The organism is Comamonas sp. (genome assembly GCF_009360615.1).
Classification (GTDB): domain Bacteria; phylum Pseudomonadota; class Gammaproteobacteria; order Burkholderiales; family Burkholderiaceae_C; genus Comamonas.
The window spans coordinates 16,395-36,253 of the sequence record NZ_SPEY01000021.1 but is presented as its reverse complement, the minus strand read 5'-3'; the positions used below and the strand labels follow the sequence as shown (position 1 = coordinate 36,253).

Sequence of the window (19,859 nt, the reverse complement as noted above, 5' to 3'; positions counted from 1 at the left end):
ATAGCAATGGCGCAAGGCAGACATCGACATCTCATGGCAGCATCGCGCTTCTCCCAGAAGTGCCCCACCCGAAATGAAATCCTCCATCCGCATTGTTGACGTCGACCGCCTGGAAACCTGGAGCAAGTACAAAGCCGGCATGTGTGACAGCTGCGCAGCCAATTGCTGCACCATGCCGCTGGAGGTACGCCTGCCGGATCTGGTGCGCCTGGAGCTGGTGGACCCGTTCGAGGTCGAAAACATCGAGCCCAAGCTGATCGCCAGGCGGCTGCTGAAGATGCGCCTGATCGACCACTTCAACCCCAAGCACGAGATCTTCACCATGGCCCGCCGTGCGGGTGGCGACTGCAATTTTCTGGACAAGAACACGCGCCGCTGCACGGTCTATGAAAAGCGCCCGGAGACCTGCAGACTGCATCCCAAGAAGGGGCCCAAGCCCGGCTTCTGTGCCTACGGCAACAAGGCGCTGTCGCAGATCTGAAAGCACCGGGGAAACGCTTCAGACATCGGCCACGGCAGGCAACCAGATGCGCGCCATCATGCCAGGATGGGCGTTGTGAAAACTGAGCTTGCCGCCATGCAGCTGGACAATGGCCAGCACGCTGGCGAGGCCCAGCCCATAGCCCGGGCGATCCGATTCCGCGCGGTAGAAGCGGGTGGTCATCTTCTCCAGGGTATGAGGATCTGCACCCGGGCCCTGGTCCTGCACGGTGATCTCCACGCCCCAGGCACCGTCGCTGCCAAACTCCTGCGCTGGTGCCGCACGCAACAGCACGTCCGCCCCGTGAATGTCGTCGGGTGCCGCGCCGTACTTGATGGCGTTATCGACAAGATTGGAAACGGCGCTGGCCAGCAGGTCGCCATCTCCCAGTGCCTGCACGCCATCCTGCACGTCCAGGCGGAGTATGCCTCCGGCGTCTTCCACCAGCGGCTCGTAGAAGTCCACCACATCGACCAGCAAGGCCTGCAGATCAACCGATGCAAAGCTCTTGCGACTGGCTCCGCTTTCCACTTCGGCGATCTGCAGCAGCTTCTCGAACACCACGCCCAGCTCCGCCACCTCCTCGGCCACCAGCGCCAGCGTGGCGGACTGCATCTCGGGACTGGCATGCTGCGCATTGCGCAGGCGCAGCAGAATGCGCGTCAGCGGCGTTCTGAGGTTGTGCGCAATGCTGTTGGAGACATGGCGTATGCCTTCCATCAACTGCTCCAGCCTGTCGAGCATGGTGTTGATATCGCGGTTGAGCAGCGTGAATTCATCGCCGCGCTGATCGACCGGAATACGCTGGCGCAGTTCACCGGCCGCCACGCGCGACATGGTGCTGCGAATGGCCGCCGCGCGCTCGTCCACCACGCGCCTGAAGACGATGGCACCGATCAGAGCCATGATGCAGGCCGCCACAGCCGCCAGCAGGCTGGCCTGACCGAACAGCTCCTCCATGTCGCGCTGCAGCTGCATGTCGCTGCCCACCGCCAGGAGATTGCCATTGGGCATTTCCACGACGGCCACCCGCCCGACCATCAACCGTCCGTTGCGCTTCACGGTCAGCTCGCGCACCCCCATGATGCTGAGCCTGCGCGGGGGATAGACCTCTGCATTGCTGACAATGGTCTCGCCCTGCGGGTTCATGAGGATGAGGATTTCCGTGTCGGTGTTCACGCCGTCACGAATGGTCTGCAGTATCTCGCTCTCCAGCGCTCCCGGCCCGTATTTGGCCGAATGCTCCATCAGTCTGCGTACATGGTTTTCGGCCTGCTTGTCGAGCCTCACCCGCACCACGCCCACAGTCTGGACATAGAAGACCGCGAGCACAATGGCCATGGTCAGCACCATCAGGCCGCCATAGCTGAGCGCCAGCCTGAAGGCCAGCGAACTCCAGGGTCTGGAGCGCACCATCAGACCACCTCGGGCAGGTCTTGCGGCTGGTCCGAGAGGCTGTAGCCCACACCGCGCACGGTATGGATGAGAGGCGTGGCAAAGCCTTTGTCCACCTTGCTGCGCAAGCGGCTGATGTGCACGTCGATCACATTGGTCTGCGGATCGAAGCGGTAATCCCAGACCGACTCCAGCAGCATGGTACGCGTGACGATCTGGTGCGCGTGCTGCATGAGAAACGCCAGCAGGCGGAATTCGCGCGGTTGCAGCGAAAGCGGCTGGCCGGCTCGCTCGGCACTGCGCGAAATCAGGTTGACGCGCAGATCGGCCACCTGCATCTCGCGCGTGGGAGCCGGGATCTGGGCACGGCGCACCAGGGCTTCGAGCCTGGCCGACAGCTCGGAAAATGCAAAGGGCTTGGTCAGATAGTCATCGCAGCCGGCCTTGAGCCCGCGCACTCTCTCGTCCGTGGCAGACAGGGCGCTGAGCACCAGCACCGGGGTCTGCTTTCCCATGGACCTCAGCGCCTGCAGAATCTGCAGTCCGTCAAAGCCATTGGGCAGCATGCGGTCGAGGATGATGACATCCCAGTTCTCGCCCACCGCCTGGGCGATGCCTTGCACGCCGTCACCGCAGACGCTGACATGCGCGCCCTGCTGGCGCAACCCTTCAGCGATGTAACGCGCATTGAGCGCATCGTCTTCGATGATGAGGTAGCGGTACATGCGGAGTCTGTCTCTGGCCGTTGGTGGACAGACACTATAAGCCGTTGCATCCGCGTTCGCAGCCGACGGCACCGCAGCATCAGGAGGTGGTGCAGGGGTTTGGGCCATCTCCCCTGCCTCGCTCAAGGCTGCACCTGTGGCAGATCGCCGCTGGCCAGACGCACTTCCCACTCGGCGTCCAGCATGTCCTTGACCAGCTCCAGATGCTCCAGCCGGTGCTCGGTGATCGAGCCCAGCGCATCGATCAGCTCCAGAATCGTGCCCTTGCCCAACTTGTAGGCGTCCTGAGCCATCTGGTGCAGCGGCGCAATCTGCGCCAGCCCTTCCTTCTCGTAGTCTCGCACGGCAGTGCGGCGCAGCGACAGTTGCTGCAAGGCACGCTGCAGTTCGGACTGCGCGGCCAGCCAGGCCGCATCGCGGCGCAGCTCGGCCTGGTCGGCCTCGACCTTGGCGCGCTCGATGGGGCCCTGGCGGCGGTCGAACAGCGGGATCTCCACGCTCACGCCCACCTGGTTGAAACTGCCGTCCACGCTATTGCGGATGCGGGCGAGACCGATGGATGGAGTGGGCAGCGCTTCCCGCTGCTCGAGCTGGATCTTCTGGCGTGCTCTGTCCAGCTCGGCCTGCGCGGCACGCAGGCTCGGCAACTGGATCTGCGCCTGGTTCCACAGCTGCTCGTAGCCGGGTGCCTTGCGCAGATCGGTGGCCTGCAGGCTGCCTTCCACACGCACCTGCCATTGAGGCAGGGCCGCAATGGCAGCCACACGCGATGCGGCATCCCGCAAGGCGGCCTGCGCCTTGCTGACCTGCATGCTCATCTGGGCCTGCTGCAGGTTCAGTCGCGCGCCGTCATAGCGGCTGCGTGTACCGGCTTCGATCTGACCCCTGACGATGTTGCCGGCCTTCTCCAGCTCATCACGGGCAGCCAACCACACCTGATAGCGCTGCTGTGCCACCAGCAGCTCATTGAAGGCATGGGCGGCATCGCTCATGGTGACGGCGACCGCCACGTCGGCGTTGGCCTCTGCGGCCTTCTCGCCCAGCCTGGCGTTCTCGATGCGCATGCCGCGCTGGCCGAAGATGGGAATGGCCTGCTCAACACCCCATTCCTTTTCGCCGCGCTTGCTGGAGTAATGCATGGCAGGATTGGTGATGGTGGCAGCGGTCTTGCTGTCGGCCCTGGCCAGATCCAGCTGCATGCGATCGGCAGCCAGATTGGGCTGGTTCTGCACCACGATGCGCAGATATTCCTGCAGGGTCACAGGCTGCACGGGGGCCGCCATACGGCCCGCTGCAGCACTGCTCTGCGCTGGCGCGTCCATCGCATCGGCAGCATGGGCAAGGCCACCGAGCGCACCGCAGCACAGTGCGGCAGCCATGGCCAGGGAGTGCCACTTATTCATCCTGAGCGCTTTCATCACGTTCTTCCTGCGTCAACATGTTCTTGGGGCCCAGCAAGGCATACAGCACGGGCAGCAGCACCAGCGCCACCAGGGGCAGCACCACCATGCCTCCGACGATCACCGAGGCGAACGGGCGCTGGGTTTCGCTGCCCACGCCGGTGGACAGAGCCATGGGCAGCAGGCCCAGCAGCGCCAGCAGCGCCACCAGAACGATGGAGCGCATACGCTCGGCCGCACCTTCGATCAGCGCCTGCATCAGGGGCATGCCCTGGCGGCGCAGATCCTCGACTGCAGAGACCACCAGCAGCCCCGCCAGGGCCACCTGCCCGAGCAGGGCAATAAAGCCGATGGCCGCGCTGATGGAAAGCTCGATATGCGCCAGATGCAGGGCCGCAATGCCGCCCACCATGGCAAACGGCGCGCACAGCAAGATGATGCCGGCGCTTCGGGCCTGGCCCAGCGCACCGAACAGCAGGGCATAGACGATGACCAGCGACAGCGGCACCACCACCTTCAGACGCGCAGCCGCGCGCTGCTGGTTCTCCCACTCTCCGCCCCAGACGGCCTGATAGCCCTCGGGCAGCTTCACGTTCTGCTTGAAGGTGGCCAGCGTGTCCTTCACCACCGAGCCGATATCGCGGCCTTCGACGTTGAACTTGAGCGCCATGTAGCGTGCATTGCCTTCGCGGAAGATGGAGGAGTTGCCGATCTTCATGCTGACCGTACCGACCGAACCCAGCGGCACCGAGCCGCCATCGGGCAGCGGTATGGCAATGTTGCGGATGCGCTCCTCGTCCATGCGGTCCACATAGGGCAGGCGCACGCGCACGGGAACGGGGAATTCGCCTTCCCACAAAGTGGTGGCCACATTGCCGGCCAGGGCCACTTCCAGGGTCTTTTGCGCGTCCTCCATGGCAATGCCCTGGCGCGCCAGGGCCTGGCGGTCGAACTGCACATGCACCTGCGGTGCCGGAGCGTCGCGATACAGATCCAGATCGACCACGCCATTGATGTCCTTCACCAGCGACTTGGTTTGCTGAAGAATGCTGCGCAGCGTGGGAATATCGGGGCCGAACAGCTTGAGCACGACCTGACCACGCGCGCCCGATGTGGACTCTTCCACGCTGTCGCGAATGGGCTGTGCGAAGTTGAAGGCCACACCGGGAATCTCACCCAGCGTCGCCCGCATTTCCTCGATCAACGCGGGCTTGGTCAAGCCCTTGCGCCATTCACCATGGGGCTTCAGACGCACCAGCACCTTGGCCAGGTTCAGCGTCTCGTTGTCGGTGCCCGATTCCGGACGTCCCTGCTCCGTGGTGACGGTGATCACCTCGGGGAAGACCTTGAGGCGAAGACGCACATCGCGCAGCACTTCCTGGCCTTTCTCCAGCGAGATGGAAGCCGGCATCTGCACCAGCACATAGGCATCGCCCTCATCGAGCTCGGGCAGGAACTCGGTGCCCAGCCACTTGGCGGAAACCCCGGCCACCACCAGCACGCTCACGAACACGGCGATCACCGCAGTGCGGCGCCTGGCTGCGCCCAGCACCTTGGCGATCCAGTGCTGGTAGCCGTGGTGGGCGCGGTCGAAGATCTTGGGCTCTTCCACCATCACATGCTTGGGCTTGAGCAGCAAGGCACACAGCGCGGGAACGAGACCCATGGCGAACACCAGCGCACCCAGCAGGGCAAAGCTGTAGGTCATGGCCAGCGGGCGGAAGATGCGGCCTTCGATGCTCTGCAACGAGAACACGGGGATCAGCGCCGCAATCACGATGGCCATGGCGAACAGCGTAGGCTTGGCCACGGCCACCGCGGAATCCACAATGATGTGGCGCATGTCGTTGGCCGTCTGCGGCTTGCGCAGCCGTGCATTTCGGATGATGTTCTCGGCCAGCACCACGGCACCGTCCACCATGATGCCGAAGTCGATGGCGCCCATGGAGATCAGATTGGCAGGCATGCCCAGCCAGTGCAGGCCGATGAAGGCCACGAGCAGCGACAGCGGGATCACCGTGGCCACGATCAGCGAGCCGCGCAGGCTGCGCAGGAACAGCCAAAGAACGGCCACGATCAGCGTGGCACCGAACAGCAGGTTGTGCTGCACGGTCTTGAGCGTATGGCCCACCAGATCGGAGCGGTCATAGTTGGTGACCATGTGCATGCCTTCGGGCAGGCCGCCGCTGTTGAGCTCATCGACCTTGGCATGAATGTCATCGAGCACGATGGAGGGGTTGGCGCCGCGCTTGAGCAGCACAATGCCCTGCACCACATCGTTCTGGTCGTCCATACCCACCGAGCCCTGGCGCGGCGTATGCGACTGCGCGACACGCGCCACGTCGCCGATGGTCACGGGAGCCTTGCCACGCATGGCAACGACCACATCCTGAATCTCCTGCGGATTGCGCAGCAGGCCGATACCGCGAATGATGAAGGACTGCTCGCCACGGCGCATCAGGCCGCCACCCACGTTGCGGTTGGATTTGGAGAGCGCGTCGCTCACATCGTCCAGCGACAGGCCCAGGCTGTAAAGCTTCTCGGGGTCGACTTCAACGTGAAATTCCTTGACGAAGCCGCCAATGCTCACCACGTCGGCCACGCCCTGCACCTGCTTGAGCACGCGCACCACATGCCACTCCTGCTCGGTGCGCAGCTGCGCCAGAGTATGTCTGTCGCTTTGCAGGCGGTAGTAGAAGATCTTGCCCAAGGGCGTGTAGTCAGGCGCCATTTCGGGCGTCACGCCACTGGGCAGATCCGCCTGCGGCAGACGCTGCGAGACCTCGGCGCGCGCCGTAAAGCTCTTGGCGTCGTCGTTGAAGACCAGGTTGATCATGGAGAGACCGAAATAACTCTCCGATCGCAGCGATATCAGACCCGGCGTTCCGTTGAGCTCACGCTCCAGCGGCTGGGTGATCTGGCGCTCCACCTCTTCGGGAGCCAGGCCCGGCGCCTGGGTGATCACCCCGACCTGCACATTGGTCACGTCGGGATAGGCCTCGATGGCCGTCTGCAGATAGGCATAGACGCCATAGACGGCAATCGCCAGCGTGGCGCAAAGCGCCAGCAGCCGGCGGTGGACCACAAACGAAATAAAGGAACTCAGCATGGTTCAGGCTCCTGCCGGACTACAGCAGCTGACTGGCCGCGCCGTCGAGCAGCAGACCACCACGCACCACGATCTTCTCGCCGACCTTGAGGCCGCTGATCACCGGCACCATGCCACGTGACGGACGCCCCAGCGTCACCACACGCGCCTCGAACTGGTTGTTGTCATGCTGCACATAGACCACGCTGCGACTTTCGTCCTTGATCAGCACGGCAGTGACGGGAATCAGCATCTCCTGCAGATTCGACAGCTGCACCCCCACCTTGGCCTGCATGCCGGGACGCAACACCGGGTTCTGTTCACTCAGCTCCACCACCACGGCCGCACGGCGCGACTCCTTGTCCAGAGTGGCCCCCAGGTGGCGCACCGTCCCCTTGATCGGTTTGGGCAGTTGCGGCACCTCGACCTGCACGGGGCTTCCCAGACGGATGCCGGGCAGGTCCGACTCGAACACCTCGGCGACCACATTCATGGCCTGGGGATCGCCAATCATGAACAGCGCAGCTCCCGGTTCAGCCGCCGTACCAACCACGGCCTTGCGCTCGGCCACGATGCCCGCGCGCGGTGCGCGCAGCTCGATGCGATCACCGCCGCCGGAGCCCAGCAGCGCTGCCGTGCCCTGGGCACGGCCCAGCTCCTGGGAAGTCTCACGCAGCTTGGCCTGTGCGGCACGCAGATCGACCTCCACACCCACGCCCTTGTCCACCATGGTCTGCTGTCGCTGGGCTTCCACCACGGCCACGTCATGTGCCGTCTTGGCCGCAGCCACGTCATAGCGTGTACGCAGTGCATCGGGACTGACCAGGGTCGCCAGCAGATCTCCGGCCTTGACCATATCGCCCACATGCGCGTTGACAGACACGACACGCGCCGAGACCGGCACCGAGACCGAAGCCACGCGGTCCTCGACAAATGCCACATGCGCAGGAGCCCAGGCCATCTGCAGTCCCTGCGGATCGGCCACAGGCGCGATCTCCAGCATCTTCACCGAGGCTGGCTTGACCTGGATAAAGCCCTTTGGCAGTGGGGCAAGCGGCTTCTGCGCCTCCTCGGTGGCCCGGGAGGCATCACAGCCGATCAGCAGACCCGCCACGGCAACGGCCACAGCCATCACCGGCAGTCTTGCCAATGTCCGATGGGGTAAATGTGCCGCTGCCGGCTGTCTCACAAGGCTCTTGTACATCGTTCAGTCTTTCACAAGTCCGGCAAGTGACGTGACGGGCGCGTCCGCGACTTCACCTGCAGTGTTGGCGCCATGCTAGGAAGAGCATCCCACTGCGTGGATGACACACGCATTACGGTTTGGTAAGGCCCGGCACGGACGCGAACCGGAGCAAGGCCGCAGAGCAAGCCCGACTCCGCTGAGGGTCTGAAACCGGGAAATCCGCCTTCGGACAACCAGGCTTTGACTATTTCCCAGGCAACTCACTCATCTCCCCTGCCTTTTGCTCAAAAATCAGGCATTTTTCATGTATTTTTTCATACATGAGTACTAAAAGTATCAAGAATTCCTGATCAAAGGCGGAACCATGTCTGGTCTCTGAAATTCGGAGAAAAAACAATCAAACCTTTGATAGTCAATGAATATCTACTATCAAAAGGTGAGCTTTGAAGTTATCCACGCGGTGGACAGATTTCACCCTCCTCCTCCTTTGCTCCCAGATTTCAACAGAAACAGGCTCTCTTGCATACAAACCGGCGCGACGGGCATTGCCGGTGGGTAATCCTGCGCCTCCAGCCGCTCCAACGGTCTTGGATCAGACTTGTGGATAAATATGCCTTTTCGCCAGCGACAAGAGCGAAGAAAGCTATGAACAACCTTACCCACAGCACTTGAAAACCGTGCCATCTCTGCAAAAACACAGCCAATCCAGAATCCAGAAAAATCTTTTTGTTCATAAAAATTTAACATAAATGTCCACAGGGTTTGCCACATGGTTGTCTTCAGGATATATACAGGCGCATCCTCAAATCTCTCTGTGGATAAGTTTCTTGGTAACCACACCCGTCAGAATCCACAACTACAATGAACAAGTCCCATACAAGCAGTGGAAAAGCTCTATCTGCCAACTCCCCGGGATACTGCTGTAGCACATACAGACTCCCCTGATCTGTATGCCGTATCACATAAGAAATTCAATCTTATTTGATACATATCTCTGTACGAATACTTATAAGTCGCAAGAGCACAGCGTCCTTGCGTCTCGAAAAACGCTGAAATGCATGAAAAAAAGTGGGCTGAAGAGGCCTTGAATTCCTTTGATGCCGTGGTCGGTGCCATGCCGGGATTTCGCAGTCGTGAGGGACAGCGAAAAATGGCGGCCCAGATCGCACAGACGCTGAGCCAGGCCCAGCTCGGAAAAGTCGACGAGGGCGAGCCGGAACCGCGTCGCGCCATCGCAGTCGTGCAGGCAGGAACCGGTGTCGGGAAATCGTTGGCCTACAGCATTCCGGCCATCCGCATGGCGCTGTCGCGCGGCACGCGGGTGCTGATCTCCACGGCCACGGTGGCCCTGCAGGAACAGCTGGTGAACAAGGATTTGCCGGCCCTGGCGCAAAAGCTCGACCAGCCGTTCAAATTCGCCCTGGCCAAGGGGCGTGGCCGCTTTGTCTGCAAGCTCAAGCTGGAACGTCTGGCGAGCACGGGGGAAGCGCAGGACGAGATGGACGATCTGTTTGGCGATGAACAGGGTCAGACCAAGTTCAGCCGCCCTCAGCACGAGCTGCAGGCCCGCATGCAGTTCTACAAATCCATGGCCGATGCATTGGCCACCGAGGCCTGGAACGGCGACCGCGATTCGCTGGAGACCCCGCCGGAAGCCGAGGCCTGGACCCCCGTGGCAGCCGAGTCTTCCTCATGCACCGGAAAGCACTGCCCGGCCTTCGGCAACTGCGTCTACTACGAACGCCGCAAGGATCTGGTCGCAGCACAAGTCATCGTGGCCAATCATGATTTGCTGCTTTCCTCGCTGGGATCCAAGCTGCTGCCCGAGCTGGACAACTGCCTGCTGGTGCTCGATGAAGCCCACCACCTGCCCTCCACGGCTCTGGACCAGTTTGCCGGCGAGATGGATCTGAGCCGCCTGGGCTGGATCGACAAGCTGGCCAGCCGGGCGCTGCGTGTGAACCAGGTCGCCGAAGTCGAGGAGCTGGCCGACGTGCCCAAGCATGCATCTCAACTGCGCCAGCAGATGCAGGAGCTGGCGAGACTGGTCATGGAGCACTACGGAGAGACGCTCAAATCGCAGAAAGACAGCTATGGGCCTGCCAGGGTAAGGGCCCCCCGCGGAATGCTGCCAGAGGCGCTTCTGGAGCCTCTGGGACAGATTGCGCACCACGCAGACAGCTTTCTGGATGCGCTGCGTGCCGTCTCCAAGGCCCTGCGCGCGCAAATCAAGGAACAACCCGAGGAAGCGCAGCGCCTGTCCACCGTCTATGCGCAGGTGGGCGCACTGGCACCCAGGCTGGAAGCCATTTTCAACACCACGCAATTGCTGCTGCAGAACAACGAAACCGACAGCGACGGCAAGATGGTGCCCCATGCCAAGTGGTTCACGCTGGAGATGGACGGCGAGTTCATCGTGGTCAAGGCCCACGCCAGCCCGATTCAGCCCGGCTCCACCCTGCGCCAGCATCTGTGGTCGCAGGTACGCGGTGCGGTGCTGACCTCGGCCACGCTGACCAGTTGCGGCCATTTCGACTTCTTCCTGCGTGAAGCGGGGCTGGCCAATGACGAGTCCGTCACTACGCTGGAAGTGCCAAGTCCCTTCGACTATGCGCGCCAGGGCACGTTGGTGGCCCGTGAAACGGCCTCAGACCCGCGTGAAGCCGCGCGCTTCACCGAGGAGATGGTCGAGGCCCTGTTGAACGATCTGAGCCGTATCCAGGCTGGCGCACTGGTGCTGTTCACCTCCCGCGAGCAGATGCGCCAGGCAGTGGATGCACTGTCCACCAGCATGCGCAACCAGGTGCTGGTGCAGACCGCCCTGCCCCGCCAGACCCTGCTGGCACGCCACCGCGAAGCCGTCGAGATGGGCGAGCCCTCCATCATCTTCGGCATGCAGTCCTTCGGCGAGGGATTGGACCTTCCCGGAGCGCTCTGCGAATCGCTGTTCATCACCAAGCTGCCTTTCGCGCCACCCGACGACCCCGTTGGCGAAGCCAGAGCCGAATGGCTGCGCAGCAGCGGTCGCAATCCGTTCAACGAACTGGTGGTGCCGGCCACAGCCATTCGCCTGGCCCAATGGGTCGGCCGCGCCATCCGCACCGAGGAAGACCAGGCCCACGTGTACTGCTATGACCGCCGCCTGACGGGCACCAGCTACGGACAGTTGCTCATCAAGGGCCTGCCGCCTTTCACGCTGCAACGCCGTCCTGTACGGGGGCCTTGAATTCCGGTGAGAAACCCGGCCTCGATGAGTCGAGGCATGCTCATGCTCTTTCACGGCATTCCTGAGCCCGTTTATCGCGGCTTGGAGGCTCGCGACAGGCTGGCTTTCTGCGCGGCTGCAGCCCCCGCCTCGCAGCCTGCCACCGCCGCCGCAGGGCACTCCGCGCATTTGTAATTTTTCTAACAGTTGCCTGGCAGTGCGAGCGCCGTCCGGGCCTGTCGGGCATGCCGACCCGCAAGGTCTTGCCCGTAGCAGCAGGGTCAGGCCTGTGCACCGATGGCCACCGTGACCAACGCCTGGCATTCCTGGTTTCCGTCCCCTCGGAGGATGGGCTGCACATTCGCAGCCATTTCCGGCGCTTGCCGTATCCGGTCTGGTTTTGCTACGGCAGAAGTGAAAAATCCTTTGAAAACAATGATCTCCGGATCATTGAATTTTTTTGAATGGGCACAGCGCAATGCGGGCCGAGATCTTGGGCCTTCATCCCTTGGGAGTTTCCCCCAGCTGTTTATAACATTCTGTGGATAACAGGCACTCCAATGACTCTTTGACGGGAATTTATCCCCACCTCGTGCCATTGAGGAGGCGCATCTTACGCCAATTTTTTGCAATCCGGCGCGTCAATTTCCCCCATGCCCTGTTTTTCTGCACCTCCCTGAGAAACAAAGGGATTGGCGCACCGGATCTGGCGCAATTTCGCGTGCGTCCATTCCAGACCTCCCACTTCGCCTTCAGTTGTTCTTTGGATGTTTTATAAAAAAATAGTCGTAGTAGTAAGACTTTGCCCATTCTGTGGATAACTTGAAAAAGCCACGACATATCAAGCCTCTTCGGGGATGACAAACATGGAGACAAATGACGGTTGCTGCTGTCTTCGATTCATGAACAACTTTGCCAATCTCCCATCTTTTGTGGAAAACATGAAAGTTGATCGGCACTTATCCACAGAAATTCATTTTCTCGTTGTTAGTCTATTTAATGCTTTATTGCATTGATATATATAGCTATTCAGCTATGTTTTTTATAGTGAACAACGGATGAAAAAATGCTTGGGCACATCAAGGTTCAAGGATGTGATGTCGCGAGAACTTCTTTTCTGACGATCTGAGTGACTTTTTTTTATCCAGGCCGTCTCAGATTGCTGTGTAAACTTCGACCCAAGTTGTTATTTCTAATCCTATCTTTCTACTTAGTAGTGATAGTAAGTAGCCCACTTAATTGTTAATAAGTCATTTTGACCATTAAAAATCAACAACTTAACTAATTGCGAAGTCTGTGCCTGAAGCCCGGCTGCTGATGTACTGGATTTGGGAACAACTTGCAGGATCTGTTCCGCTCTGTGGACAACATGAAATTTCCATGGTTTTTATCACCATGTTTATTCACAGACCTCCCGGCCACGGCAAACCATGAAAAAGGCCGCCCGTTGGGCGGCCTGGTCGATCCCGAACCTGCGGGCCCGGATCTTCAGAAATGGCGTGCGTACCGCAGTTGAAGAAAGTTCTCTCCCGGGTTCGGACGCTTGATGCCTGCATTGGACTGGTGTTCGAAGCGCAGACTGATTTCATTCTTCTGCTGTTCGCCAAACAGGTAACCGATGCCGATATGGCTGGCAAAGTTGTAGCGGGTCGAGAATTCCTTGTGGTCGCTGATGAAGCGATGGTTGATGGCATAGCTCACGCCCAGCCCGGCTTGCAGGAACCAGGGCGACAGGCCTTGGGCAGGGCGCCAGCGCACGGTGGGCTGGGCTCCCAGAACCCAGGTCGAGCGATCGGCGCCACGGTAGCCGGCCGACCAGCGGCTGAGCGATAGATCCCAGAAGCCCGTCATCCGGCCCGGGCCCAGGGGGGTGCTCCAGTTCCAGGGAAGCATGACACCGCCCGTCCAGCTGTCGGTGCTGTGCTCCGCCGAGCCATACTGCAGATAGAGGGCGGTTGTCGATGCTTGAACAGGCTGTGCATGAAGCATGGGACTGCCCAGGCCGATCATCATGGGGATTGCAAGATTTGTTGTCAATTGCAGCTTTTTCATGTTCATCCCCATCTAAATGCTTGGAATCTGGTTGCGATATCGATGACCTGCCAAAGCCTTGATTTCGCTCCCCCTGTGGATATGAATTTAGGAGCTTGTGAATAGGTGTGCTGTCGGCAAGCGCTTGCGCTTGTAGTCAGTCAATTGACATCGACACAAAAAAGCCCCCGGTCATGACGACCGGGGGCTTGGGCGGGGTGCGATGGACGCTGGCTTACTTGGCTGCCGGGGCGGGCGCTGCAGGGCGCTCCTGACCGGGTTTGTCGCCATGGTGACCATGATGGTGGCCGCCATGTGGGTGATGCATGCGCAGGGTCGCCGCATCGAAGGTCTTTTTCTGCTCGGCATTGAGCTGGGCGTAGAAGGCCTTGGTGGCTTCGGCCCGGCGGTCCATTTCCGCCATGTGCCTGCCGCGCATTTCCCGCATCTTGTCGATGCGCTCGGGTGTGGTCAGCTTGGCAAAGGCTTCCCGGTCGCCGGGGGCGGGGCGTTCGCCGGGCTTCATGGCCTGCGTGTAGGTGGTCCAGGCGGCTTCCTGTGCAGGGCTCAGCTTCAGTTCGGCCTTGAGCTTTTCCATGCGCACCTTCATGTGCTCCATGCGGTCGCCGCGCCGGTCGCCCCGCTGGTGTTTGTAGGGCTCGGGGGCTTTCTGGGCGGCTGCAGGCTGCTCTGCGGGGGCGGACTGGGCAAAGCTGGGCAGGCTCAGCGAGGCGAGCAGGGCGGTTGCGACAGCGGCGCCGGTCAGTGTCTGGCGAAAGCGGGTCATGTCTGTTTCCTTTTCGGTTGAAGTGGAAGATGTGGCCGCCTGGTCTTGCGCCTGGATGGGCATTCGTTAGCGGATGACTGAAGTGTGGCCTTCCCATGTTTCTGAGACGTGAGGTTTTGCAGCCGCTCTGTAAAGTATTGATAAGTTTGCGTGGCTCCGGCTGCGCAACAATGGATGCATGGCTGCATTGGCGGCCGATTTTTTCCGCGAGATCCGGCTTCCGGAACTGGCGACGATTGAAGGTTTAGCAAAGGTTTTTGATGTTCAAGAACATGATTGTTTATCGCATTGCCGAGAGTTGGCAGGGCGATCTGCAGCAACTGGAAGATGCGCTGCAAAAGACGGTGTTTGAGGAATGCGGCGCGACCCAGGAGCGTTCCGTGGGCTGGGTGCCGCCGCGCGGCGAGCCGCATGGGCCGCTGGCGGAAAGCGTGGCCGGTCAATGGGTGATGCGCTTCATGAGCGAGTCCAAGATGCTGCCGGCCAGCGTGCTCAACCGCAAGGTCAACGAGAAAGCCGAGCACATCGAAAAGACCGAGGGCCGCAAGCCCGGCAAGAAGGAGAAGAAGGAGCTCAAGGACGAGGCCAAGCTGGACCTGCTGCCCATGGCCTTCACCAAGCAGGGCAGCATGTGGGTGTGGATCGATCCGCAGTCGCGCACGCTGGTGCTGGACACCAGTGCGCAAGGCCGTGCCGACGAGATCGTGACGCTGCTGGTGGAGGGGCTGCCGGGTTTTGCCGTGGCGTTGCTCGATACGCAGACCAGTCCGCAGGCGGCCATGGCGCACTGGCTGATGACGCAGGAGCCTCCAGCAGGTTTCTCGATCGACCGCGAGTGCGAGCTCAAGGCTGCCGATGAGTCCAAGGCCGTGGTGCGCTATGCGCGCCACCCGCTCGATATCGACGAGGTGCGCCAGCATATCGAGCATGGCAAGCTGCCGACCAAGCTGGCCATGACCTGGGACGACCGCGTGAGCTTTGTGCTGAGCGAAGGTCTGCAGATCAAGAAGATCGCGCTGCTCGATGCGGTGATGGATGGCAACAGCCAGGACGATGGCGGTTTCGATACCGATGTGGCGATTGCCACCGGCGAGCTCTCGCGCCTGATTCCCGATCTGATCGAGGCGCTGGGGGGGGAAGGGCGCACAGGCCTGGGCGATGGCCTGCCGGCATCGCTGTCATCGGCTCCTGCCGCAGAAACCCTGCCCGTGCGTCTGGCACAGGGGCGTAGCCAGGGAACGGTCACCGGACCGGCCACAGCTCCAGCCGACACCGCTCCTGAAGAGGCTCCATTCTGAAGCTATGGATGATGTAGCGGTCAGCGCTTGCCAGGCAATGAATTAAGTATTTCTTCATGCGGCAATCAAGCACTAGAAAGCGCAAGAAGCTCTCAAAAAAAGGCCTGCCAGATCACTCTGGCAGGCCTTCTTCATGGGCGCTTCAGGGGTCCTGAAACGCGGGGATCAGACGCGCTCGAAAATCGCGGCAATGCCCTGGCCGCCGCCGATGCACATGGTCACCAGCGCGTAGCGGCCGCCGGTGCGCTGCAGCTCGTAAAGCGCCTTGGTGGTGATGATGGCGCCGGTGGCACCCACGGGATGGCCCAGGGAGATGCCGGAGCCGTTGGGGTTGACCTTGGCAGGGTCCAGAGCGAGCTCCTGAATCACGGCGCATGCCTGGGCGGCGAAGGCTTCGTTGGCTTCGATCACGTCCATCTGCTCGATCTTCAGACCGGTGCGTGCCAGCACCTTCTGCGTGGCGGGGACCGGGCCGATGCCCATGTAGGCGGGATCAACACCGGCGTGGGCGTAGCCGACCAGGCGGGCAATGGGCTTGGCGCCGGAAGACTGCAGGGCCTGCTCGCTCATCATCAGCACGGCAGCCGCGCCGTCGTTGATGCCGGAGGCGTTGCCGGCGGTGACCGTGCCGCCTTCCTTCTTGAACGCGGGCTTCATGCCGGCCAGGGTGTCCAGCGTGGTGGCGGCGCGCACATGTTCGTCGGTGTCGAACAGCACCACGCCCTTGCGGCTGGCAATTTCCACGGGAACGATCTGTTCCTTGAAGCGGCCGGACTCGATGGCGGCAGCGGCACGCTGCTGGCTGATGACGGCCAGCTCGTCCTGCATCACGCGGCTGATCTTGTAGCGCTCGGCCACGTTTTCAGCGGTGATGCCCATATGCATTTTTTGCCAGGGATCGTGCAGGATGCCCAGCATGTAGTCGATGCTTTTCGCGTCGCCCATGCGTGCGCCCCAGCGCGAGGCCATGTCGAAGTAGGGGCCGCGGCTCATGGATTCGGAGCCGGCACCGATTGCCACTTCGCAGTCGCCCAGCGCAATGGATTGCGCCGCCGAGACGATGGCCTGCAGGCCCGAGCCGCACAGGCGGTTGACGTTGTAGGCAGGGGTTTCGATGGGGCAGCCGGCGTCCACGGCCGCCACGCGGGACAGGTAGGCGTCGCGCGTGTCGGTGGGGATGACGTTGCCCATCACCACATGGCCCACGGTGTCGGCGGCGATGCCGGCACGCGCAATCGCTGCCTTGACCACGGTGGTGGCCAACTGGGCGTTGGGAACGTCCTTGAGGCTGCCGCCAAAAGTGCCGATGGCCGTGCGCGCGGCGCTGACCACGAAGATGTCTCTGGTGCTCATGTTTGTCTCCTGCATTGCATGGGCAACGCTTGTGCTTGATGGATTTGAAAGGATGAATGAGAGCAACCGCATTCATCGCACAGAGTATTCTGCAGTATTTGCTGCAGTGCAACATGTCTCGTTGTTGACGCTGCCCTGCGCGGGCCGCGAGGGTTTCACGTGAAACCCGCAAGCCGTTTCAGGCCGCTGTCCTGCGCCTGGGCGCTGTGGGTTCATGGTGCACCGGCGTCAGGTCGCTGTCGGCGCTGGCCAGGTCGTCGAGGATGGGGCAGTCCGGCCTGTCATCACCGTGGCAGCAATGCACCAGGGTCTGCAGCGTGCGCTGCATGGACTGCATGGCGGCAATGCGCTCGGTCAGCGTGGCGATGTGCTTTTGCGCGATGGCCTTGACCTGGCTGCTGGCGCGGCCCTGGTCCTGCCATAGACCGAGCAGGGTGGCGATCTCGTCCATGGAGAAGCCCAGATCGCGCCCGCGGCGGATGAAGCGCAGTGCATGCACATCGGCTTCGGTGTACTGGCGATAACCGCTGTCGGTGCGGTGCACGGGCGGCAGCAGGCCCAGCGCCTCGTAGTGACGCACCATGCGCGCAGAGACCCCTGCGCGGCGCGCGGCCTCACCGATGACGACAGGCCAGTTCTGAGCGATTTTTTGTGTCGCAGGGTGGTCTAGCATGGGTGCTCCTGGAAAAACGCACCAGCGGCCTTCTGATGCCTTGCATGAGGCGCCGGCGCATGGGGAGGGCGGTCGCGTTCAGGCGACCTGGTAGCCTTCTTCGGCAATGGCCGCTGCCACGGCTTCGCGGCTGGCGGCGGTTTCGACTTCCACGCGGTTGGCGGCGCGGTCGATCCTGATCTGGGCCTGGGCATCGATGCCCTGGATGGCTTGAGTGACGGCGCGTTCGCAGTGGCCGCAGGTCATGCCTTGAACTTCAAAAACTTGTTGCACGGATGGCTCCTTCGGAAAACGAGTCGACCGGGCTGGCGGACTCGATGCCTTGAATGCTCAACCCTAACATCATGGCAAGGTCAAGTCTTCGGCAAGACTGCTGTCCGGGCAGGGTTGATAAGACGCAAAGCCTGCCGATAAGACACTGTCATATTGCAGGTCGCCATCGCTTGGGCAGCACAGTCACGGGTTTTTATCGATGTCGGTGACAATCTGAAACAATTTGCCAGTTCTGGCCCGACAATGCCAGTCGTTCAAAGTGGAGAGAGATTCATGAGTCTGTTGGAAATGATGCGGGGGTTCACCATCCGCACGCGCATGATGGGCGCCATTGGTGTGGTGATGGTGTTGCTGGGTCTGCTGGGCGGTGCCGGGATGCTGGGCATGTTCCGCATCCAGGACATGAGCCAGGAGTTTCTGAGCAACGCCTTTGTCAAATCGGGCCATATGGCGCAGCTGCGAACCGAGCTGGGCGGCATCCGTTCCAGCGAGAAGGACATGGTCATCCAGTATGAAAAGCCGGAAGAGGTGCGCAAGGCCTATCAGCAATGGGTCATGTACATCGACAAATCCAAGGCGACGCTGGGCAAGTTCGTGACCGACCAGAATGCACAGGATGCGCAACTGACCCGCAGCATCACGGGCCATCTTGACAGCTATCGCAAGCTGTTCGAGCCCATTGCGCGTCAGCTGGAAGCCGGCGGCTATGACTCGGCGACCACGGCCAACCGCATGAGCGGCAAGGCACTGGCCGAAGTGATCGAGGCCGACAAGCTGCTCGCACAGCTGGACAAGCTGTTGCGCGAGCAGGCCAACGCACTGGCGGCAGCCGAGCGTGACGTGGCCGACCAGACACGCTGGTTGTTTGTGGTGGCCGTGATTCTGGCGCTGGTGGTGGTGATTCCGCTGACTCTGCTCAATATGCTGTCCATCTGCCGCCCGCTTGAAGCGGCCCGCCAGATGGCGCTGACGATTGCCGGCGGCGACCTGTCGCACAAGGTCGAGGTCAGCGGCAAGGACGAACTGACGGATCTGCAGCGCGCGCTGGATCAGATGCAGCAATCGCTGGGCTCCACGGTGGCCCAGGTGCGCGATGCCAGCGGCAATATCGCGACCGCCAGCCAGGAAATTGCCACCGGCAACCAGGATCTGTCGGCGCGTACCGAGCAGACGGCCAGCAATCTGCAGGAAACCGTCGCGTCGCTGGCCCAGCTGACAGCCACGGTGCAGCAGACCGCGTCGTCGTCGCAGCTGGCCAACCAGCTGGCAGCCTCGGCCTCTTCGACGGCCGTGCAGGGTGGCGAGATCGTCGGCCAGGCCGTCAACAGCATGCAGGAGATTTCGGCCTCCAGCCGCAAGATCGGTGACATCATCGGACTGATCGACTCCATCGCTTTCCAGACCAATATCCTGGCGCTCAATGCAGCCGTGGAAGCGGCCCGTGCGGGTGAGCAGGGACGCGGTTTCGCCGTGGTGGCGGCCGAGGTGCGCAGCCTGGCCCAGCGTTCGGCGCAGGCCGCCAACGAGATCAAGTCGCTGATCAATACCAGCGTGCAGACCGTGGATGTGGGCGCGCGCCAGGTGGAGAGTGCGGGCAAGGCCATGCAGGAGACCGTGGACAGCGCACAGCGCGTGGGCGACATCATCGGCGAGATCACGGCGGCCTCCAGCGAGCAGTCGCTGGGCATCAGCCAGGTCAACCAGGCCGTGGGCGATATCGACCGCATGACCCAGCAGAACGCGGCCCTGGTGGAAGAGTCGGCTGCTGCCGCAGAGTCGCTGCGCGAGCAGGCGGCGCGACTGGCACAGCTGGTCAGCCAGTTCAAGCTGGCCGGCGGCGCAGCGCATGCGGCCAAGCGAAGCCCCAGAGGTTCCGCCCACCCCGGCATGGCACCGGCGGCTCCGGCTTCCGCACAGGCGGCCTTGCCAGGTCGGAAGCAGCAGTTGCTCGAACAGGCCTGAGC

The 19,859-nt window shown here is 61.8% G+C and carries 15 protein-coding genes; 4 read left to right on the top strand and 11 right to left on the bottom strand.

From position 1 onward, the window contains the following. Window positions 1-73 precede the first annotated feature (73 nt). On the top strand, window positions 74-481 hold the full coding sequence (locus E2583_RS07135) for a YkgJ family cysteine cluster protein (RefSeq protein ID WP_291594405.1): 408 nt from the start codon (window positions 74-76) through the stop codon (window positions 479-481). 18 nt (window positions 482-499) lie between these two features. Here the strand turns inward: E2583_RS07135 and E2583_RS07130 are convergent, their stop codons facing one another. The 6 genes from E2583_RS07130 to E2583_RS07105 form a co-directional block, all read right to left on the bottom strand. Beyond that, window positions 500-1,897, bottom strand: a complete 1,398-nt coding sequence (locus E2583_RS07130) for a HAMP domain-containing sensor histidine kinase (protein WP_291594403.1) — start codon at window positions 1,895-1,897, stop codon at window positions 500-502. Beyond that, window positions 1,897-2,601 (bottom strand): response regulator transcription factor, encoded by a 705-nt coding sequence (locus tag E2583_RS07125; protein WP_167007567.1) that lies wholly within the window; start codon window positions 2,599-2,601, stop codon window positions 1,897-1,899. The genes E2583_RS07130 and E2583_RS07125 overlap by 1 nt, the downstream gene beginning before the upstream one ends. Before the next feature lie 122 nt (window positions 2,602-2,723). Next, a complete protein-coding gene (locus tag E2583_RS07120; RefSeq protein ID WP_291594399.1) occupies window positions 2,724-4,019 on the bottom strand; it encodes a TolC family protein in 1,296 nt (431 codons plus the stop codon). Beyond that, window positions 3,997-7,110, bottom strand: a complete 3,114-nt coding sequence (locus E2583_RS07115) for a CusA/CzcA family heavy metal efflux RND transporter (RefSeq protein ID WP_291594398.1) — start codon at window positions 7,108-7,110, stop codon at window positions 3,997-3,999. The genes E2583_RS07120 and E2583_RS07115 overlap by 23 nt, the downstream gene beginning before the upstream one ends. Before the next feature lie 19 nt (window positions 7,111-7,129). After that, window positions 7,130-8,221 carry an efflux RND transporter periplasmic adaptor subunit gene (locus tag E2583_RS07110; RefSeq protein ID WP_291594396.1) on the bottom strand — a complete coding sequence of 364 codons (1,092 nt, stop codon included), beginning with the start codon at window positions 8,219-8,221 and terminating at the stop codon, window positions 7,130-7,132. A 525-nt stretch (window positions 8,222-8,746) separates the two neighbouring features. Beyond that, a complete protein-coding gene (locus E2583_RS07105; protein WP_291594395.1) occupies window positions 8,747-9,046 on the bottom strand; it encodes a hypothetical protein in 300 nt (99 codons plus the stop codon). Window positions 9,047-9,329: 283 nt separating this feature from the next. Between E2583_RS07105 and dinG the strand changes: the two genes are divergently transcribed. Then, window positions 9,330-11,501 carry an ATP-dependent DNA helicase DinG gene (dinG, locus tag E2583_RS07100; RefSeq protein WP_291594393.1) on the top strand — a complete coding sequence of 724 codons (2,172 nt, stop codon included), beginning with the start codon at window positions 9,330-9,332 and terminating at the stop codon, window positions 11,499-11,501. Window positions 11,502-12,968: 1,467 nt separating this feature from the next. Here the strand turns inward: dinG and E2583_RS07095 are convergent. Continuing rightward, window positions 12,969-13,532: an acyloxyacyl hydrolase gene (locus E2583_RS07095; protein WP_291594391.1), complete on the bottom strand. Its 564-nt coding sequence runs from the start codon at window positions 13,530-13,532 to the stop codon at window positions 12,969-12,971. A gap of 214 nt (window positions 13,533-13,746) precedes the next feature. Then, window positions 13,747-14,298, bottom strand: coding sequence for a Spy/CpxP family protein refolding chaperone (locus E2583_RS07090; protein ID WP_291594389.1), 552 nt, complete (start codon window positions 14,296-14,298; stop codon window positions 13,747-13,749). 260 nt (window positions 14,299-14,558) lie between these two features. Here E2583_RS07090 and E2583_RS07085 point away from each other — a divergent pair, with 260 nt between their 5' ends. Then, complete coding sequence (locus tag E2583_RS07085; RefSeq protein WP_291594388.1) at window positions 14,559-15,596, top strand: recombination-associated protein RdgC; 1,038 nt, start codon at window positions 14,559-14,561, stop codon at window positions 15,594-15,596. A 165-nt stretch (window positions 15,597-15,761) separates the two neighbouring features. On the opposite strand, the gene E2583_RS07080 is transcribed toward E2583_RS07085, so the two are convergent. The 3 genes from E2583_RS07080 to E2583_RS07070 all read right to left on the bottom strand — a co-directional run bounded on the left by E2583_RS07080 (window position 15,762) and on the right by E2583_RS07070 (window position 17,895). Further along, a complete protein-coding gene (locus tag E2583_RS07080; RefSeq protein WP_291594386.1) occupies window positions 15,762-16,949 on the bottom strand; it encodes an acetyl-CoA C-acyltransferase family protein in 1,188 nt (395 codons plus the stop codon). A gap of 178 nt (window positions 16,950-17,127) precedes the next feature. Next, a complete protein-coding gene (gene cueR / locus E2583_RS07075) occupies window positions 17,128-17,622 on the bottom strand; it encodes a Cu(I)-responsive transcriptional regulator (protein WP_291594385.1) in 495 nt (164 codons plus the stop codon). Window positions 17,623-17,700: 78 nt separating this feature from the next. Continuing rightward, on the bottom strand, window positions 17,701-17,895 hold the full coding sequence (locus E2583_RS07070) for a heavy-metal-associated domain-containing protein (protein ID WP_291594383.1): 195 nt from the start codon (window positions 17,893-17,895) through the stop codon (window positions 17,701-17,703). 273 nt (window positions 17,896-18,168) lie between these two features. Here E2583_RS07070 and E2583_RS07065 point away from each other — a divergent pair, with 273 nt between their 5' ends. Beyond that, the gene (locus tag E2583_RS07065) at window positions 18,169-19,857 is read left to right on the top strand and encodes a methyl-accepting chemotaxis protein (protein ID WP_291594381.1); all 1,689 of its coding nucleotides are present in this window, start codon (window positions 18,169-18,171) and stop codon (window positions 19,855-19,857) included. Window positions 19,858-19,859 lie beyond the last annotated feature (2 nt).

Coding starts and splice junctions, on each gene's coding strand:
- E2583_RS07135 (WP_291594405.1), top strand. CDS start 74: ATGAAATCCTCCATCCGCATTGTTGACGTCGACCGCCTGGAAACCTGG.
- E2583_RS07130 (WP_291594403.1), bottom strand. CDS start 1,897: ATGGTGCGCTCCAGACCCTGGAGTTCGCTGGCCTTCAGGCTGGCGCTC.
- E2583_RS07125 (WP_167007567.1), bottom strand. CDS start 2,601: ATGTACCGCTACCTCATCATCGAAGACGATGCGCTCAATGCGCGTTAC.
- E2583_RS07120 (WP_291594399.1), bottom strand. CDS start 4,019: ATGAAAGCGCTCAGGATGAATAAGTGGCACTCCCTGGCCATGGCTGCC.
- E2583_RS07115 (WP_291594398.1), bottom strand. CDS start 7,110: ATGCTGAGTTCCTTTATTTCGTTTGTGGTCCACCGCCGGCTGCTGGCG.
- E2583_RS07110 (WP_291594396.1), bottom strand. CDS start 8,221: ATGGCTGTGGCCGTTGCCGTGGCGGGTCTGCTGATCGGCTGTGATGCC.
- E2583_RS07105 (WP_291594395.1), bottom strand. CDS start 9,046: ATGTGGCAAACCCTGTGGACATTTATGTTAAATTTTTATGAACAAAAA.
- dinG (WP_291594393.1), top strand. CDS start 9,330: ATGCATGAAAAAAAGTGGGCTGAAGAGGCCTTGAATTCCTTTGATGCC.
- E2583_RS07095 (WP_291594391.1), bottom strand. CDS start 13,532: ATGAAAAAGCTGCAATTGACAACAAATCTTGCAATCCCCATGATGATC.
- E2583_RS07090 (WP_291594389.1), bottom strand. CDS start 14,298: ATGACCCGCTTTCGCCAGACACTGACCGGCGCCGCTGTCGCAACCGCC.
- E2583_RS07085 (WP_291594388.1), top strand. CDS start 14,559: ATGTTCAAGAACATGATTGTTTATCGCATTGCCGAGAGTTGGCAGGGC.
- E2583_RS07080 (WP_291594386.1), bottom strand. CDS start 16,949: ATGAGCACCAGAGACATCTTCGTGGTCAGCGCCGCGCGCACGGCCATC.
- cueR (WP_291594385.1), bottom strand. CDS start 17,622: ATGCTAGACCACCCTGCGACACAAAAAATCGCTCAGAACTGGCCTGTC.
- E2583_RS07065 (WP_291594381.1), top strand. CDS start 18,169: ATGAGTCTGTTGGAAATGATGCGGGGGTTCACCATCCGCACGCGCATG.